Below are 17,062 nucleotides of genomic sequence, written 5' to 3' on the forward strand. Positions count from 1 at the left end.
AGTACTTTGGCGGCCGGACCTGAGAGGCCCCTGAAGATCCGCTCGGAGCTGCCGAAGAACTCCATGAAGATCCTCTGAAGGACCTGTCAGGATCTTCTCAGCGAGTCTGCGTCGCGGCGTGCGGGAGCCACAGGGTGAACTGTGCGCCCGCGCCCGGAGCGTTGCGGGCGTAGATCATCCCGCCGTGCTGCTCGGCCGCATGCTTCACGATCGCGAGTCCCAGCCCCGAGCCGGGCCGGCTGCGCGCCTCACTGGACCGGTAGAACCGCTCGAACACGTGCGGCAGGTCCGCATCGGCGATACCAGGCCCCGAGTCGGTCACCGTGAGTACGCCGTCCAGCAGGCGGACTGTGACGCGGCCGACCGGCTGGCCGTCGCTGCGCGGCGTGACGCCCTCCGGAACGCTGTACTTCGCCGCGTTGTCGAGGAGGTTCATCACGGCGCGGCCGAGCAGTCGCTCGTCGCCCCACACCGGGAACGGGGTGAGCTGGACGTCCCACTCCAGCCCCGGCGCGCGCCGGCGTACCTTGATCAGCGCGTCCTCGATCACATTGGACAGCTCGATCAGCTCCGCGTTCCGCACCTGCGGGGTGTCGCGGGCGAGCTCGGTGAGGTCGCCGATCAGCGTGGTCAGCTCGTCCATCTGCGCGCGGACGTCGTCCAGCAGCTGCTGGCGGTCCTCCGGGCGGAGACCACCGCGCTTGTCCGCCTGGGCGAGCAGGTCGAGGTTCGTCCGGATGCTGGTGAGCGGCGTCCGCAACTCGTGCCCCGCGTCACCCACCAGTCGCCGCTGCCGGTCCTGGGATCGCGCCAGCGCTGCGAGCATCGCGTTGAACGCCTGCGCCAACCGCGAGATCTCGTCGGACCCGGTCACCGGGATCGGCTTCAGATCCTCGGTCCGCGCGACATGTTCGGCCGCACTGGTCAGCCGCGCCAGCGGCCGCAGCCCGGACCGCGCGACCGCGTTGCCGACGAGCGCGGCGCCGATGACGCCGATCAGGCCGAAGGCCCACAACACGATGCCGAGGTTGTGCAGCGTCTGGTCGATCGCACCCAGCGACTGCGCGACGACCAGCGCCGACGGCTGGTACAGATCCGGGTCGGCCCGGCAGTTGAAGTCTTCGGGACAGTAGTGAGCCGGTACGGCGACCACACGGAAGTGTGCGCCGTTCCGGACGCCGACGGTCCGCAGACTGGCGTCGGTGCCCTGGGAGCGGGCGATGGCGAGCTCGTCCTCTCCCATCGGTGGGAGCGCGCTGTTCTCGGCGCCGAACTTCTGCCCGTTCGCACCGATCATGCCGACCTGGATGTCGCTCAGGCCGAGCGCGTCGGGCGGGATGCCCTGCAGGACGGTGAGGTTGGTCAGGACGCCCTTCTGCGCGGCCTGGCCGGCCCGGAGGATCAGGCTGTCGTCCAGGTTCTGGTACATCTGCTGGCGCACGGTGACGTACGCCGCCACACTCACGATGGCGACCGCGAGGCCGACCGCGACCGCCGCGAGCATCGTGACCCGGGCATGCAGACTCAGCTGGTGGAGGGTTTCGTTCCACCAGGTCTGGGTGCGGGCGGCCGTCGCGACCACCCGATTCCCGTTGCCATTGGCAACTGGTGGTGGCGCGGGCTGCTCCGGGACGGCCGGCTCCGGCCGGTCGGCGTACGAGGGGAAGTCTTCGGGGTGCTGACGACTCACGGCGGGGTGTCTCTCAGGACGTAGCCGATGCCGCGGACGGTGTGGATCAGGCGGGGGAGATCGTTCACCTCGGTCTTGCGGCGCAGATAGCCGATGTAGACCTCGAGGGAGTTGGCGGTGGTCGGGAAGTCGTAGCCCCAGACCGCGTCCAGGATGACCGCGCGCTCGAGCACCCGGCGCGGGTTGCGGATCAGCAGCTCCAGCAGGGAGAACTCGGTCCGGGTCAGCGGGATCGCGACGTCGCCGCGGTGCACCTCGTGCGCGTCCACGTCGACCACGAGGTCGGCGTACTGCAGCACTTCACCGCGCTGGCCGCCCTCGCCGGGCGTGCTGCTGCGGCGGAGCAGGGCGCGCAGCCGGGCCAGCAGCTCCTCGAGCGCGAACGGCTTGGTCAGGTAGTCGTCACCGCCGGCGTCCAGGCCGTCGACCCGGTCCGCGACCGCGTCCCGCGCGGTCAGCACCAGGATCGGCACATTGTTGCCGGCGGCCCGCAAGGCCTTGGTGGTCTCGAGCCCGTCCAGCCGCGGCATCATCACGTCCATCACCACGACGTCCGGCTCGACGTTGCCGATCACCGCGAGCGCCTCGGCACCGTCGGCCGCGGTCACGACCTCGAAGTCGTTGAACTCCAGCGAACGGCGCAGCGAGTCCCGGACCGCCCGGTCGTCGTCCACCACCAGTACCCGCATCGTCTTCCCCGCTCCGCTCGAAGTTCCGCCTCGACAGTAGGCCGTCAGTTTGAGAATCGCCTGAGAACCCGCTGATCACTACCCCAATACCTCCCGCAGACCTTAAGTTGGCACATCGTGGACATCGTCGAATACACCCCCGAGCCCGAGCAGTTCGCCTGGACCTTCGGCGGGGTGCCGCCGGTACGGCGCGTCACGCCGGGCACCGCACTGAAGTTGTGGACCGAGGACGCCTACTGCGGCACCCTCCGCAGCACGGCGGACCTTGCCAGCGCCTCGCTGACGATGCCGTTCGTGAACCCGCAGACCGGCCCGTTCTATGTCGAGGGCGCCGAGCCCGGAGACACCCTGGTGCTGCACTTCGTGGAGCTCACGCCGGCCCGCAGCTGGGGTGTGTCCACGACCATCCCGTTCTTCGGCGGCCTGACCAGCACCGACCGCACCGCGACGCTGCAGGACCCGCTGCCGGAGCGGACCTGGGTCTACGACGTCGACTCCGACAAGCAGACCGTCGGGTTCCACGCGCAGAGCAGCGGGCTGGAGCTCGCGCTGCCGCTGGAACCGATGCTGGGCACGGTCGGCCTCGCGCCGGCCGCGTTCGAGGCTCGCTCGTCGCTGGTCCCGGACATGTTCGGCGGCAACATGGACACGCCGGAGATGCGGGCCGGTGCGACCTGCTACCTGCGGGTGAACGTCGAGGGTGCCCTGTTCTCCGTCGGTGACGGCCATTACCGCCAGGGCGAGGGCGAGTCCTGCGGGACCGCGGTCGAGGGCGCGATGAACGTCGTACTGATCGTGGACCTGGTGAAGACGCCGGGACCGGTCTGGCCGCGGATCGAGAACGACGAGTACCTGGCGGTGGTCGGGTCGAGCCGGCCGCTCGAGGACGCGTGGCGGGCCGGCCAGGTCGACATGGTCGGCTGGATGAGCGAGCTGTACGGACTGGACAAGCTCGACGCCTACCAGTTGCTCAGCCAGATCAGCGAGGTCCCACTGGCCAACGTGGTCGATGTGAACTACAGCGTGGTCACCAAGATCCCGAAGCGCCTGCTACCGAGCGCGACGGTGTACGACGGCATCCACCAGCACCTGCGCTCCGCGGCCGCGACGCTCAGCTGAACGCCGTACTTCGCGACCAGCCGCAGCGTGACCCGCTCGCCACCCCCGCCGATCCACTTCATCGGATCCTCGCGGTACGGCGGGAGATCGCGACGCCGGCCAGGCACACGGCGCCGCCGACCAGGGCGAGCAGTGCGGGCGTCTCGCCGAGGAAGAGCCAGCCGAGGGCGATGGCGACGACGGGGACGACGTACACCGTGGCGCCCATCTTGCCCGCGCTGGTCCGGCGGAGGGCGAACGCCCAGGTGGTGAAGCCGAGCGCGGTCGGGAAGGCGGCCAGATACACCGCCCACCAGATCGTCCCGCCGCTCGCGGATCCGAGCTCGTCGATCAGCGTGGGGGCCCACGGCAGGCAGACGACTGCTCCGATGGTGCAGGCGAGCCAGGTCACCTCGGCCGCGGGCAGTCGGCTCAGGAGCGGTTTCTGCGTGACCACGCCGACAGCGTACGAGATGGCGGCGGTGATGCAGAGGATGACGCCCCAGGTCTCCGCGCGGCCGGTGGAGGTCGACGTACCGATCAGCACGATGCCGCCGAACGCGACCAGGCTGCCGATGACGACCTGGCGGGGGAAGCCTTCGCCGAGGGTGAGGCCGGCCAGCAGGGCGATCAGCAGTGGGGCGATGTGGACGAGCATGGCCGCGGTCCCGGCGTCCAGGCGGCGTTCGGCCTCGTTGAGCGTGAGGTTGTAGACGCCGAACCAGAGCAGGCCGCAGGCCAGCAACTGCGGCCAGTCCCGCGCGGCCGGCCAGCGGCGGCCGGTCAGCTCGCGCCGCAGGCGGAGGAAGAGGAACGCGCCGAGGAAGATGCTGCCGAGACCCAGGCGGGCCAGGGCCAGGGCGCCGGCCGAGAACTCGGTGCCGGCATGCCGGATGGCGACGAACGACGAAGCCCAGAGCAGCACGGTCACGGCGGCCGCGGCGGTCGCGAGGCCGCTCCGGGGCGGAGCTTCCACGATGGTTGTCACCCTGACTACCCTAGGAACCAGCTCGCAGTTTTCCCATGCCAGATCGGAGCCGAAATGGCAGCCTTGGTTACCGAAACGAAAAGCCAATTGCTGGATGAGCTCAATACCCGGATCCTGGCCGAGCTGACCGCCGACCCCCGGCTGCGGACCACCGAGCTGGCTCGCCGGCTGGGCGTCTCCACGCCGACCGTGCGGGAACGGGTCACCCGGCTGGAGGAGTCCGGGGTGATCCGCGGCTACCGGCTCGAGGTCGACCCGGCGGCCCTCGGGCTGCCGGTCGCGGCCTGGGTGCGGCTCCGGCCGGGTCCGGGCCAGATCCCGAAGATCATCGAGCTGGCCGGTCGTACGCCGGAAGTCGTCGAGTGCCACCGGATCTCCGGCGAGGACTGCTTCCTGATGCGGGTCCAGGTCCCGGCCATCGCCTCGCTCGAGGACGTCCTCGACAAGTTCCTCGTCCACGGCCAGACGACGAGCTCGTTCATCGTCTCCACCCCGGTGCCGCCGCGCTCGGTGCCGTTGGGCTGAACCCCAACCGCCGCTGGTTGAACCCAACCACCGCCGGCCAACCCCAACCGCCGCTGGTTGAACCCCAACCACCGCCGGCCAACCCCAACCGCCGCTGGTTGAACCCAACCACCTCCAGGAGTGGTCTGCATCACTAGTCTGGTGGCGACTTCAGCAACGTCTGGAAGGACCCTGACCCATGGCTGCCGACAAGTCTGTCCGCAGAGTTGCCCTGCTCACCGCCGGCGGGCTCGCGCCCTGCCTGTCGTCCGCCGTCGGCGGGCTGATCGAGCGCTACACCGAGGTGGCGCCCGACGTGGAGATCATCGCCTACCTGAACGGGTACCACGGCCTGCTCAGCGGCCGCTACCTCGAGGTGACGCCCGAGGTCCGGGAGAAGGCCGCGCTGCTGCACAAGTTCGGCGGCAGCCCGATCGGCAACAGCCGGGTGAAGCTGACCAACACCGCGGACCTGGTCAAGCGCGGCCTGATCGCCGACGGCCAGAACGCGCTCCAGGTCGCGGCCGAGCGGCTGGTCGCCGACGGGGTCGACGTCCTGCACACCATCGGCGGCGACGACACGAACACCACCGCTGCCGACCTAGCGGCGTACCTGCACGAGCACGACTACGACCTGACCGTGGTCGGCCTGCCGAAGACCATCGACAACGACGTGATCCCGATCCGGCAGAGCCTGGGGGCGTGGACCGCGGCCGACCAGGGCGCGCTGTTCGCCCGCAACATCATCGCCGAGCACAGCTCGAACCCGCGGATGCTGATCGTCCACGAGGTGATGGGCCGCAACTGCGGATGGCTGACCGCGGCGACGGCCCGGGCGTACCGGGATTGGCTGGCGACGCAGGAGTGGAACCCGGGCATCGGCCTGGACCAGGCCGGCTGGGACGTGCACGCGGTGTACGTGCCGGAGGCAACGATCGACCTGGACGCCGAGGCGGAGCGGCTGCGCAAGGTGATGGACGAGGCCGACTGCGTCAACATCTTCCTGTCCGAGGGCGCCGGCGTCCCGTCGATCGTGGCCGAGATGGAGGCCCGCGGCGAGGAGGTCGGCCGGGACCCGTTCGGCCACGTGAAGCTGGACACGATCAACCCGGGCGCGTGGTTCGCCAAGCAGTTCGCCGAGCGGATCGGCGCGGAGAAGACGATGGTGCAGAAGAGCGGCTACTTCAGCCGCTCGGCCGCGGCCAACGACCGCGACCTGGCCCTGATCAAGGAGTGCACCGACTACGCGGTCGACGCCGCGCTGCGTGGTGAGTCCGGTGTCGTCGGCCACGACGAGGAGCGCGGCGACGAGCTGCGGGCGATCGAGTTCCCGCGGATCGCCGGCGGCAAGGAGTTCGACCCGGGCGTCGACTGGTTCGTGGCCCTGAAGGCCGGCATCGGTCAGGCCTGATCGGGACCACCAGACACGACCTGGAGGCGGCCGACCCACTGGTCGGCCGCCTTCTCGATCCGCGCGAGGACGTCGTCGAAACCGGCGTCGTCGCCGTAGTACGGATCCGGTACGTCGTCGTCGGCGAACAACCGGGCGTCGCCACCGAGCTCGGCCAGGTGACCTGAGTCCATCGCGAGGACGAGATCGCGGTCCGCGAACCACCCGGGCCGGAACTGACGGGCCCGATGCGCGCTGCCGTCGTACCCATGTTTGCGCAGCACGGCCGCGGCGCGTGGGTCCATCCGATCGCCGACGTGCCAGGCGCCCGTCCCCGAGCTGGTCACCTCGACGTCGTCGATCCCCGCCTCGGCGAGCTTCGCGCGCAGCACGACCTCGGCGATCGGCGACCGGCAGATGTTCCCGGTGCAGACGATCTCGACGTGCCTGGGCACTACTTGATCTCGGCCTTGTCCGGAAGAACGACGTTCAGCGCGATGCCGACGACGGTGATGATCACCGAGCCCAGCAGCGCGGACCAGAAGCCGTCGACGTGGAACTGGACGTCCAGCTTGCCGGTGATCCACGACGTGAGCAGCAGCATCGCCGCGTTGATGACGAAGAGGAACAGGCCCAGCGTCAGGGCGATGAACACGCACGACAGCAGCTGCAGGATCGGCTTCACGACCGCGTTCACCACACCGAAGATCGCGGCGACGATGAGCAGCGTGAGGATCCGCCGTCCGGTGGTCGCACCCTCCAGGGTGATCCCGCTGACGACCCAGGTCGCGATCGCCAGCGCGACCGCGTTGGCGAGCAGTCTGATGACCAAGTTCTTCATGCGGTCGATCCTCCCATCCGACCGGTAACACCAACCCCCTTGCCGCGCCCTGATCTGACCCTGACTCTTGACAGGCTAATGACCAAGTGATCAGATCATTTTCGTTCCGAAGGTGAACGAGTGCCGGGAGGCCAAGGGTGCGAGTCAAGAAATCACCACGCCGTTGGGGTGTGGTTGCGGCGCTGGGCGCCGCGGCCGCGCTGATCGCCACAGCGCCGACCGCGTCGGCCGGCTCTGCCGGTAAGCCCGTCGGGCCGGTCGGGTCCGTCGGCCAGGCGGCCGGTCTCACCGCGACCCGGACGCCGTCCGGCTCTCAGCCCGCAACAGCGCCCGCGGGTGCGAACCAGTCCTGCAACACCGTGCGGACCACCTGGTCCGCGACCGCGGCTCCGCACGCCGCTCCGGAGGGGTTGCTGAATGCGTACAGCGACACCGGCACGGGGTGGACCGGCGCCGACAGCACGTACTCCGTGCCGCTGCCGGGTGGGCGGACCGCCTTCATCTTCTCGGACACGTTCCTCGGCCCGGTGAACCCGGACGGCAGCCGGCCGACCACGACTCCGTTCATCAACAACTCGTTCGTCATCAAGCAGGGCGGGAAGCTGACGACCGTCACCGGCGGTACGCCGGCCAACCCGACAGCGCTCGTACCTCCGCCGTCCGACGGCTGGTACTGGTTCGGAGCCGCGCAGACCAGCAACGCCGGCCGGAGCCTCGACGTCGTCGCGCTGCGGTTCGAGAAGACCGGACCGGGTCAGTGGGACTGGCACTGGGCCAGCAACTACCTCGCCCGGTTCGACAGCAAGACGTTCAAGCTGCAGAGCCTCGAGCCGCTCCCGTCGGCCGCCAACGTGCAGTGGTCCGGGTGGCTGCTGCGCGACCACGGCTACACGTATATCTACGGCGTCGAGGACCTGGGCGCCTCGAAGTACCAGCACGTCGCACGGGTGCGCGGTGACGACCTGACCGCGAAGCCGTGGGAGTACTGGACCGGCTCCGGCTGGTCCGCAGACGAGACGGCCTCCGCCCGCGTGCTCGAAGGTGTCGCCAACGAGCACAGTGTGACCCGCTGGGGTGACGGCTACCTGCTGGTCACGCATGACACGACGGAGCTGTTCAGCAGGCGAGTCCTCGGGTACTTCTCCTGCTCGCCGACCGGTCCGTTCGTGAAGCCCGTCGAGCTGTACCAGACCCCGGAGACCGGCGGGAACATCATCACCTACAACTCCCATGAGCATCCGGACCTGCGCCGGGGCAACGAGCTCCTTGTCAGCTACAACGTGAACAGTCTCGTCAGCGACGACTTGTACGCCGACGTGAGCATCTACCGCCCGCGGTTCGTGGCGGTCACCCTGGCGGCAGCCCAGTGAGCACGTCGGGTGGCGTCGTACGCCGCAGCCTGCTCGACGATCTGGCGACGTCGATGCTCTCCCTGATCACGGACCGGAACCTGTCCGTGGGCGACCAGTTCGAGTCCGTGCGTTCGCTGGCCGACCGGTTCAAGGTCGCCGTACCCACGATCCGCGAGGCACTTCGCCGGCTCGAGGCGACCGGCGCGGTGGAGCTCCGGCACGGCTCCGGTGTGTACGTCGGTCCGAACGTCGGTCGCCTCGTCCTGGCCAACCCCCTGGCCCTGGCACCGAGCGCGGAACGGTTGGTGGAACTCCTCCAGGCACGGGCCCTGATCGAGCCACCGGTCGCCGCACTGGCCGCCGAGGTGCGGGCCGGGACCGCACTCGAGCAGATGGGCCGAGATCTCGCCGCGGCGGCCGAGCTGATCGCATCCGGCGACCACGCCCGGCTGGCCGAGGTCAACATGGACTTCCACCGGTCGCTGGCGCAGGCGTCCGGGAACGCGACGCTGGCCGAGGTGGTCGAGTCCGTCACCGTCGTCAACGCCCGTGAGCAGTTGGAGATCCTGCACATCCACGGCGACCGGCAGACCGACCTGGACGAGCACCGCGCCATCTACGACGCGGTCCGCTCCGGAGACACCGAGCTGGCCGAACGCCTGACCCGCGAACACCTCGACGGCGTCCTCGCCGTCATCAACGAACGACTGTCAGCGCCGCGAGGCGAATGAGCCCCACCGCGCGGCGCTCGCACCCCTGAAGCCGAAAGGACGCACTCCCATGCAACGCAAGATCAACCGCACAGCGCTCACCGCCCTCGCAGTGGCCGGAGCGCTCGTGCTGTCCGCCTGCGGGGGCGGCGGTGGCGCCGCCGGCGGTGCCGCCCAGGGCGAGGACAAGCCGGTCGACTCGCTGAAGTTCTACAACGACAAGGGTGGCTGGAAGGACGCCTTCACCCAGGTCGGCGCGGCCAGCAAGAAGGACATCGGCGTCGGCATGGAGCCGGTCGGCTACTCCGACTCCAACACCTACACCGCGTTCATCCGGTCGTCGTTCCGGACCAAGGAGAAGGCGGACCTGTTCACCTGGCACACCGGCAAGGAGCTGGAGGACCTGGTCGACCAGAAGCTGGTCGCCGAGACCACCGACCAGTGGACCAAGGCGGTTGCTGACGGCAACATCCCGGAGCAGCTCAAGCAGTACTTCACCTACGACGACAAGCAGTACTGCATGCCGCTCAACGCCGGCTACTGGGTGATGTACTACAACAAGGCCGTCTTCAAGAAGGCCGGGATCACCCAGACCCCGAAGACCTGGCAGGACCTGCTGGCCGTCGCCGACAAGGTGAAGGCGATCGGCGTGAAGCCGTTCTACCAGACCAACATCCTGTTCTCCTTCGTCTGGTTCGAGACCCTGCTGGCCGGCAAGGACCCCGACCTGTACGACGCTCTCGCTTCGGGCAAGGCGAAGTACACCGACCCGGGCGTGGTCGAGGTGATGAACGAGTGGAAGAAGATGATCGACGCCGGCGACTTCAGCGACCCGGGCTCGAAGACCGAGCCGCAGGCGCAGCTGAAGAACGGCGACGTCGCGATGATCAACTTCGGCACCTGGTTCAGCGGCAACCTGAACACGCTGAAGATGAAGGCCGGCACGGACTACGACTTCTTCGTCATCCCGAACGTGAACCCGGACCTGCCGAAGACCTCGATGATCTTCGAGACCGGCCCGGTCTGCTCCGCCGCCGCGAGCGACCATGCCTCCACGGTGAAGAAGTGGACCGACTGGTGGGTCACGCCGCAGGCGCAGACGGCCTGGGCGAACTCGCGCGGCGACCTGTCGTTCAACCCGAAGGCCGAGGTCAAGGACCCGGGGCTGGCGACGCTGAACAAGGACGTCGGCGGTGACGGCTACCGGCTGATCAACCGCTGGTTCGAGGCGACGCCGGTGCCGGTCGCGAACAAGGCCCTCGAGGTGTTCGGCGCGTTCGTCACCAAGCCGGGAGACCCGATGCCGGGCCTGCAGAAGATCCAGGCGGAGGCGGACGCGTACTGGGCCAAGCAGAAGTGACTTCGACGATCGAACGGCCGCCGGTCAAGCCACGGGTGAGCGTCCAGCGCTCGGCCCGGACCGGCGCCCGGATGGCGCCGCTGTTCGGACTGCCGGCCGTGGCCGTGGTGGCGCTGCTGCTGTACCTGCCGTTCCTGTGGACGACGTACGTCAGCTTCACCGACTACGACGGTCTCGCGTCGCCAGTGTGGTCGGGGCTGACGAACTACAAGGCGATGTTCAGTGACCCGGACCTGGTGGGGGCGCTGACCAATACGCTGCTGTGGGTCGTCGGCATGGTGACTCTGCCCGTGGTGCTCGGGCTGCTGATCGCCGTCATGACATATGGACACAAGTGGGGCACGTGGCTGCGGTTGCCGTTCCTGCTGCCGTACGCGATCTCCGGTGTGGCCGTCGGTGTCATCTGGGGTTTCGTGCTGCAGCCGGACGGTGCGCTGGGGCAGGTGCTCGGGTTCTTCGGCCTGCCCGGTGCGCACACCGGCTGGTTGCAGGCCGGCCCGGGCAACACGCTGATGATGATCGTCGCGGTCACCTGGCAGGCGGCCGGTGTGAACGCGCTGCTGTTCGTGGTCGGGTTGCAGTCCATCCCGGCCGAGCCGCTGGAGGCCGCGCGGCTGGATGGTGCGGAGGGCTTCCGGCTCTTCTGGCACCAGCTGTGGCCGCAGCTCCGGCCGATCACCACCGTGGTCATCGGACTGTCGATCGTGGGAAGCCTCAAGACCTTCGATGTGGTGTGGGTGATGACCCAAGGCGGTCCCGGTACGTCGTCGGAGACGCTGGCGTTGTCGATGTACAAGGAGACGTTCGTGCTGAACGACTACGGACAGGGCGCGGCGATCGCGTTGTTCCTGAGCCTGGTCACCTTCGCTGCGTCGATCCTCTATCTGCGCTACCAACTGGGGGAGTCGCGTGAGCAGGGTTAAGACGGCGATTCTCATCGTCCTGGGACTGATCTGGCTCGCGCCGGTGTACCTGCTGGTCGTGAACGCGTCCAAGTCCGTCGACGGGTACGACGCGAAGACGGTGTGGAAGCCCGCTGGGTTCTCGCTGTTCACGAACTTCGGCGACGCGTGGAGCAAGGCGGCGCTGGGCGACACGCTGGTCGCGACGACGCTGTACAGCGTGATCGCGCCAGTGATCGCGGTGCTGATCGGCGCGGCGGCCGGGTACGCGATCGTCGTACTGCGGTTGCGGCGTGGGTTCCTGTGGTTCGTGTTCATCTTCGGCGGGACGATCTTCCCGCTGCAGATGATCCTGATGCCGTTGTTCTCCGGGTACGCCGACTCCGGGCTCTACGACACCCGGGTCGGGATGATCATCGTGTACACCGCGATCAGCGTGCCGTTCTCGGCGTTCGTGATGCGCAACTTCTTCACCGGGATCGCGCGGAGCGTGTTCGAGGCCGCGATCGTCGACGGGGGTGGGCTGTTCCGGATCTTCCGGAGCATCTACCTGCCGATGGCCGGCGCCGCGCTCGCCGCGATCTTCATCCTGCAGGCGACCTTCGTCTGGAACGACCTGCTCCTGGGTCTCACGCTCAGCCAGTCCGACTCGGTCCGCCCGATCATGCCCGCCCTCACGGGTCTGCAGAGCACGTACGGCGGCGCCGCGCTACCGACCGTGCTGGCGGGCGGCCTGCTGGTCTCGCTGCCCACAGTGATCCTGTTCCTCGCCGCACAACGCTTCTTCTCCCGGGGTCTAGCCCTGGGTCAGTTCTGAGAGGACCTATATGAGTAGCCGCACAGTCGTCGTTACCGGTGGTGCTGCCGGGATCGGGCGCGGTGCTGTCGAACGGTTCGTCCAAGCAGGTGACGACGTGGTCGCCATCGACCGCGATGCAGACGCGCTTGCCGCGCTCGAGAATGATCTCGGGGTCCGTGGGATCGCCGTCGACGTCGGGGATCGCGAGGCTCTCGCGACGGCCGCGCAGCAGGTGGAGCGGGTCGACGCGCTGGTCTGTGCCGCCGGCATTCAGCGGTACGGGACCGTGGTCGATACCTCGTGGTCGGTCTACGACGAGGTGATGGCGGTGAACGTCGGTGGAGTGTTCTTCGCCTGCCAGGCGTTCGTGCCGTTGATCCCGCGGGGTGGGAGCGTCGTGGTGGTGGCGTCCGTACAGGCGTATGCGGCGCAGAAGAGTGTTGCGGCGTACTCGATGGGCAAGGGTGCGTTGCTCTCGCTCGTACGGGCGATGGCGGTGGATCACGCCGAGGACGGGATCCGGGTGAACGCCGTGTGCCCGGGCTCCGTGGACACTCCGATGCTGCGGACCTCGGCGGCCCAGTTCGGCGGCGGCCGGTCGACGGACGAGGTGGTCGCGGAGTGGGGCCGCTCGCATCCGCTCGGGCGGGTGGCGACACCGGGAGAAGTTGCCGAGGTCATCCATTTCCTGGCGTCCCCGGCCGCGGCGTTCGTCACCGGGGCGGACGTGAAGGTCGACGGCGGGCTGACCGCCGGGCTGGCCGTCGTACTGCCGGAGGACGCGAAGTGAAAATTGTTGACATCCGCGCCACGACCGTGACGATGCCGCTCGAGGCGCCGTTGCGGCACAGCAACGGCGCGCATTGGGGGCGGTTCGTCCGGACCGTGGTCGAGGTCGAGGCCGACAACGGACTGATCGGGCTGGGCGAGATGGGTGGCGGCGGTCAGAGCGCGGAGGCCGCGGTCACCGGGCTGAAGCCGTACCTGGTCGGCCACGATCCCGCGCGGACCGAGGCGCTGCGGTGGATGCTCGCCAACCCGACCGCGAGCCTGTACAACAACCGGACCCAGTTGCTGGCCGCGATCGAGTTCGCCTGCCTCGATCTGCAGGGCCGCCACCTCGGCATCCCTGTGCACGAGTTGCTGGGCGGCAAGGTCCGCGACCGGGTCCCGTTCGCGAGCTACCTGTTCTTCCGGCATCCGGCCGACGACGGGACCGGCGAGATCCGGACGGCCGAGCAGTTGGTCAAGCACGCACGGGCGCTCGTCGACGAGCACGGGTTCAGCGTGCACAAGCTCAAGGGCGGCGTTTTCCCGCCCGACTACGAGCGCGAGTGCTTCCGCGCGCTGGCCGAGGCGTTCCCCGGGCACCGGGTCCGGTTCGACCCGAACGGCGCCTTCGGCGTCGAGGAGGCGATCCGGTTCGCGCGCGGGATCGAGGACCTCGACAACGACTACCTCGAGGACCCGACCTGGGGCCTGAACGGGATGCGCCGGGTCCGCGAGAAGACCTCGATCCCGCTGGCCACCAACACCGTGGTGGTGAACTTCGAGCAGCTGGCCGCCAACGTCCGCGACCCCGCCGTCGACGTGATCCTGCTGGACACCACGTTCTGGGGCGGCATCCGGCCGTGTATCAAGGCCGCCGGGGTCTGCGAGACCTTCCAGCTCGGCGTCGCCGTGCACTCGTCCGGCGAGCTCGGCATCCAGCTGGCGACGATGCTGCACCTCGGCGCCGTCGTACCGAACCTCTCGTTCGCGGCCGACGCGCACTACCACCACCTGCGCGACGACATCATTGCCGGCGGCAAACGTCCGTACGTCGACGGCGCGATCGCGGTCCCGGACGGACCCGGGCTCGGCGTCGAGCTGGACCGCGACAAGCTGGCCGAGTATGCCGAACTGTTCCGCGAGCTCGGCCCCTACCCCTACGACCGCGATCCGGCACGCCCGGACTGGTACCCCCTGCTCCCGAACACCGATTGGGCCGACCCCTCATGACGATCCCGCGCAGCGCCGACCTGGCCAGCGACGTCCTCACGCACACGTACGACGACATGTTCAACCCGCCCGGGCTGACGAACTTCCTGGGGACGGCGCAGGTCGACCACGACGTGTTCGCGATCCGCAGTGTGAACTTCCCGCCGTACTCGCACGGCGACTGCCTCACCGGCCAGCTGTACGTCGACGGCCGGCTGGCCCGCTCGTACGGCGGAACCGTCGAGGTGCTGTGGCGCCCGGACCACGTGGTCCGGGCGACCGTTGCCGACGGGCTGACGCTGCGGTCGGTCACCGCGTGCGCGCCCGGCCGGCCGGTTGTCGTCGTACGGCTCGAGCTGGAAGGGACACCGGGGCGCTCCGTGCGGCTCGGGTTCGCACTGGACAGCACCGCGACCCGGTCGGGGAGTGGCTGGCTGAGGCCGGAGCCACCGTCGGAGCCGAACACACTGACCGCGGTCGACGGCCGCGTGGTCGGGACAGGGGAGTCCGGGTCCGCGGTGAGTCTCCAGGGACTCGACATCCCCGGCGTCGTCGACCGTTCGATGCTTGAGGCAACTGTCGCACTCGATGCCTCGGGTCGTGGACGGGTCTCCTATGTTCACGTTCTGGCCGGGTCGTTGCCGGAGGCCACGGAGCATTTCGACGCGTGTGTGGCCGACGTACAGGCGGTGTTCGATGGAGCGGAACGCCTGTGGGACAAGGCGTTGGCGGATGCGTTCGATCCGTCGGGTGACGGCTTCAGCGGGTCGCTGCCGATCCTGGAGACCTCGAACGACGCCTTGCGAAAGCTCTACTGGTGGGGCGTTCTGGGCGTGATCTGGTTCCGGCGGGACAACCCGGCGAGTGTGCTCGGGCGGACCTACGACACGTTGATGCCGCGCTACTGGCAGACCACGACCTTCATCTGGGACTACAGCCTCTCGTCGCTGACCCACGCACTGCTCGACCCGGAGCCGATGCGCAAGCACATCGAGCACTGGATCGACCTCGACATCCACAAGCACTTCGGGACCGAGTGGCTGACGGGCGGGCCGGTGGGTTACTGGTATTCGGTCAACGACTTTGCCATGACCCGGTTGGTGCGCGACTACGTGCGCTTCACCGGGGACTCCGGCTTCCTGGACGCTTCAGTGGGTCCCAAGCCGGTCGCTGAGCACCTGCACGACTGGGCCACCGCCTGGCGCGGACTGCGGGGTGAGCACGCGCTGGCGGACTACGGAGGCATCGACAACCTGCTCGAGTGCGTGAGCAGCTACGTGCACGAGGTGGCGAGCTTCAACGCCGCCAACGTGTGGTGCCTTCGCGTCGCCGCGGAGGTTGCCGATCGCTCTGGCGACGCGGATCGCGCCGAGCTGCTGCGGAAGGAGGCACACGAGCAGGCCGGCCACGTCAACGAGCTGTACATCGAGGGCGCGGGCTTCTGGCACGCCCGCCAGCCGGACGGTGAACTGGTCCCGGTGCGGCACTGCTACGACTTCAACATCATCGGTACGACGATGGCCGGCGACCTCTCGGAGTCCCAGCGGGCCGAGATGGTGTCGTTCTTCCAGCGTGAGCTCCAGACTCCGACGTGGATGCGCGCGCTGTCGCCGTACGACGCCGACGCGGCCTTCAGCGTCCGGCCCGATCACCAGTGGAACGGCGCCTACCCCGCCTGGCCGGCCGACGCGTCCCGCGCCCTGTTCGCCCTGGGGCGTGGGGACGTCGCGCTCGACTGGCTGCCGGGTCTCGCGCGCACCGCGAACCAGGGGCCGTGCGGACAGGCCCACTTCGTCGAGGAAGCCGCACCGCTGATGTCCGGCGGCGCACAGAAGTCCCCGCCGCAGTTCCCGTACCTGATCGACTGGGCGTGCTCCTCGTCTGGCTCCTGGGTCAGTCTCGTCCTGGAAGGCGTCTTCGGCCTCGAGATCGGGCTGGACGGCACAGTCACCGCCAGCCCTCAGGTCGCGGCGCTCGACCCCGACGCCAAGCTCACCGGCCTCCGAGTCGGTTCGACCACCTACGACGTCTCCGCCGAAGGAGTCGTCCGGCACTAGCTGGGTGGCACAGCGATGGCTTCCAGGAGGGATTCCTGGGCGCCTTCCAGGTGGTGACGGAGTTCTTCCACGCACTCGTCCAGCTCGCCGCGCTCGAGCAACCGGACCAGCTTGCGGTGGGACGCGACCTGTTGGCGCGCGTCCTGCCGCAGCGCGTCCACCCGCGCCAGCGCGAGGCGCGCCTCACCGGTGACCGAGTCGGCGGTCGCGATCAGCCGTTCGCTCCCGGTCAGGGCGACCAGGCTGCGGTGGATCGCCAGGTGCGTCTCCGTCATCGCCTCCGGGTCCGCCCCGTCCTTGGCCGTCGCCGCGAACACCCGCATCGCCTCGCGGACCCGCTCCCGAGCCGCCTCGTCCGCGTCGAACCACGCCCGGATCCCGGCCGACTCCAGCACGAACCGCGCCCGGCAGATGTCCGCCACCGCGTCCGGGTGCAGGATCGCCACGCTGACGCCCTTGTTCGGCTCCCGGACCGCGAGCCCCTCGGTGACCAGCATCGTCATCGCCTCGCGGATGGTGCTCCGGGCAACGCCGAGCGCCTCCGCGAGCGGTTGTTCGCGTAACGGCGTACCTGGTTCGAGGTCTCCCGCGAACAGGGCGGCGCGCAGCGCGTCGACCACCCGGTCCACCGTGGTCGAGCGGTCCACCCGCAGCCGTTCGTACATAGGGCGATTCTCGTTCAGTCCAGGCCCGTTGTCGCGC

The 17,062-nt window shown here is 69.0% G+C and carries 17 protein-coding genes; 11 read left to right on the forward strand and 6 right to left on the reverse strand.

Translation table 11 applies throughout. The annotated features are described in order from the left end of the window. Positions 1-97: 97 nt before the first annotated feature. Together ACZ6O0_RS29740 and ACZ6O0_RS29745 are read right to left on the reverse strand one after the other, a co-directional pair. Complete coding sequence (locus tag ACZ6O0_RS29740) at positions 98-1,690, reverse strand: sensor histidine kinase (protein WP_465768309.1); 1,593 nt, start codon at positions 1,688-1,690, stop codon at positions 98-100. Then, complete coding sequence (locus ACZ6O0_RS29745; protein WP_465768310.1) at positions 1,687-2,379, reverse strand: response regulator transcription factor; 693 nt, start codon at positions 2,377-2,379, stop codon at positions 1,687-1,689. Before ACZ6O0_RS29745 ends, ACZ6O0_RS29740 begins: the two co-directional genes overlap by 4 nt. A gap of 117 nt (positions 2,380-2,496) precedes the next feature. Here ACZ6O0_RS29745 and ACZ6O0_RS29750 point away from each other — a divergent pair, with 117 nt between their 5' ends. After that, positions 2,497-3,498 carry an acetamidase/formamidase family protein gene (locus ACZ6O0_RS29750; RefSeq protein WP_465768311.1) on the forward strand — a complete coding sequence of 334 codons (1,002 nt, stop codon included), beginning with the start codon at positions 2,497-2,499 and terminating at the stop codon, positions 3,496-3,498. 58 nt (positions 3,499-3,556) lie between these two features. On the opposite strand, the gene ACZ6O0_RS29755 is transcribed toward ACZ6O0_RS29750, so the two are convergent. Continuing rightward, a complete protein-coding gene (locus ACZ6O0_RS29755; RefSeq protein ID WP_465768312.1) occupies positions 3,557-4,465 on the reverse strand; it encodes a DMT family transporter in 909 nt (302 codons plus the stop codon). A gap of 54 nt (positions 4,466-4,519) precedes the next feature. Here ACZ6O0_RS29755 and ACZ6O0_RS29760 point away from each other — a divergent pair, with 54 nt between their 5' ends. Both ACZ6O0_RS29760 and ACZ6O0_RS29765 read left to right on the forward strand, forming a co-directional pair. Then, entirely contained in the window at positions 4,520-4,990 is a 471-nt protein-coding gene (locus ACZ6O0_RS29760) for an Lrp/AsnC family transcriptional regulator (RefSeq protein ID WP_465768313.1), read from the forward strand. 178 nt (positions 4,991-5,168) lie between these two features. Beyond that, on the forward strand, positions 5,169-6,380 hold the full coding sequence (locus ACZ6O0_RS29765; RefSeq protein WP_465768314.1) for a pyrophosphate--fructose-6-phosphate 1-phosphotransferase: 1,212 nt from the start codon (positions 5,169-5,171) through the stop codon (positions 6,378-6,380). Here ACZ6O0_RS29765 and ACZ6O0_RS29770 read toward each other — a convergent pair. Together ACZ6O0_RS29770 and ACZ6O0_RS29775 are read right to left on the reverse strand one after the other, a co-directional pair. Beyond that, on the reverse strand, positions 6,371-6,814 hold the full coding sequence (locus tag ACZ6O0_RS29770; protein ID WP_465768315.1) for a low molecular weight protein-tyrosine-phosphatase: 444 nt from the start codon (positions 6,812-6,814) through the stop codon (positions 6,371-6,373). The two genes, ACZ6O0_RS29765 and ACZ6O0_RS29770, sit on opposite strands and share 10 nt — an antisense overlap. Beyond that, positions 6,814-7,200: a phage holin family protein gene (locus tag ACZ6O0_RS29775; protein WP_465768316.1), complete on the reverse strand. Its 387-nt coding sequence runs from the start codon at positions 7,198-7,200 to the stop codon at positions 6,814-6,816. The genes ACZ6O0_RS29770 and ACZ6O0_RS29775 overlap by 1 nt, the downstream gene beginning before the upstream one ends. Before the next feature lie 137 nt (positions 7,201-7,337). Here ACZ6O0_RS29775 and ACZ6O0_RS29780 point away from each other — a divergent pair, with 137 nt between their 5' ends. The 8 genes from ACZ6O0_RS29780 to ACZ6O0_RS29815 are packed head-to-tail and all read left to right on the forward strand — an operon-like array spanning position 7,338 to position 16,360. Continuing rightward, positions 7,338-8,570 carry a DUF4185 domain-containing protein gene (locus tag ACZ6O0_RS29780; RefSeq protein WP_465768317.1) on the forward strand — a complete coding sequence of 411 codons (1,233 nt, stop codon included), beginning with the start codon at positions 7,338-7,340 and terminating at the stop codon, positions 8,568-8,570. Then, the gene (locus tag ACZ6O0_RS29785) at positions 8,567-9,283 is read left to right on the forward strand and encodes a FadR/GntR family transcriptional regulator (RefSeq protein ID WP_465768318.1); all 717 of its coding nucleotides are present in this window, start codon (positions 8,567-8,569) and stop codon (positions 9,281-9,283) included. Before ACZ6O0_RS29780 ends, ACZ6O0_RS29785 begins: the two co-directional genes overlap by 4 nt. Positions 9,284-9,332: 49 nt before the next feature. Beyond that, a complete protein-coding gene (locus ACZ6O0_RS29790) occupies positions 9,333-10,622 on the forward strand; it encodes an ABC transporter substrate-binding protein (protein ID WP_465768319.1) in 1,290 nt (429 codons plus the stop codon). Next, positions 10,619-11,545 carry a carbohydrate ABC transporter permease gene (locus tag ACZ6O0_RS29795; protein ID WP_465768320.1) on the forward strand — a complete coding sequence of 309 codons (927 nt, stop codon included), beginning with the start codon at positions 10,619-10,621 and terminating at the stop codon, positions 11,543-11,545. The genes ACZ6O0_RS29790 and ACZ6O0_RS29795 overlap by 4 nt, the downstream gene beginning before the upstream one ends. Further along, entirely contained in the window at positions 11,532-12,341 is an 810-nt protein-coding gene (locus ACZ6O0_RS29800) for a carbohydrate ABC transporter permease (protein ID WP_465768321.1), read from the forward strand. The genes ACZ6O0_RS29795 and ACZ6O0_RS29800 overlap by 14 nt, the downstream gene beginning before the upstream one ends. 10 nt (positions 12,342-12,351) lie before the next feature. Beyond that, positions 12,352-13,113, forward strand: coding sequence for an SDR family NAD(P)-dependent oxidoreductase (locus tag ACZ6O0_RS29805; protein WP_465768322.1), 762 nt, complete (start codon positions 12,352-12,354; stop codon positions 13,111-13,113). Next, on the forward strand, positions 13,110-14,324 hold the full coding sequence (locus ACZ6O0_RS29810) for an enolase C-terminal domain-like protein (RefSeq protein WP_465768323.1): 1,215 nt from the start codon (positions 13,110-13,112) through the stop codon (positions 14,322-14,324). The genes ACZ6O0_RS29805 and ACZ6O0_RS29810 overlap by 4 nt, the downstream gene beginning before the upstream one ends. After that, positions 14,321-16,360, forward strand: a complete 2,040-nt coding sequence (locus ACZ6O0_RS29815; protein WP_465768324.1) for a glucosidase family protein — start codon at positions 14,321-14,323, stop codon at positions 16,358-16,360. Before ACZ6O0_RS29810 ends, ACZ6O0_RS29815 begins: the two co-directional genes overlap by 4 nt. Here ACZ6O0_RS29815 and ACZ6O0_RS29820 read toward each other — a convergent pair. Continuing rightward, positions 16,357-17,025, reverse strand: a complete 669-nt coding sequence (locus ACZ6O0_RS29820; protein WP_465768325.1) for a GntR family transcriptional regulator — start codon at positions 17,023-17,025, stop codon at positions 16,357-16,359. The two genes, ACZ6O0_RS29815 and ACZ6O0_RS29820, sit on opposite strands and share 4 nt — an antisense overlap. Positions 17,026-17,062 lie beyond the last annotated feature (37 nt).

Source organism: Kribbella sp. NPDC048837, assembly GCF_055586945.1.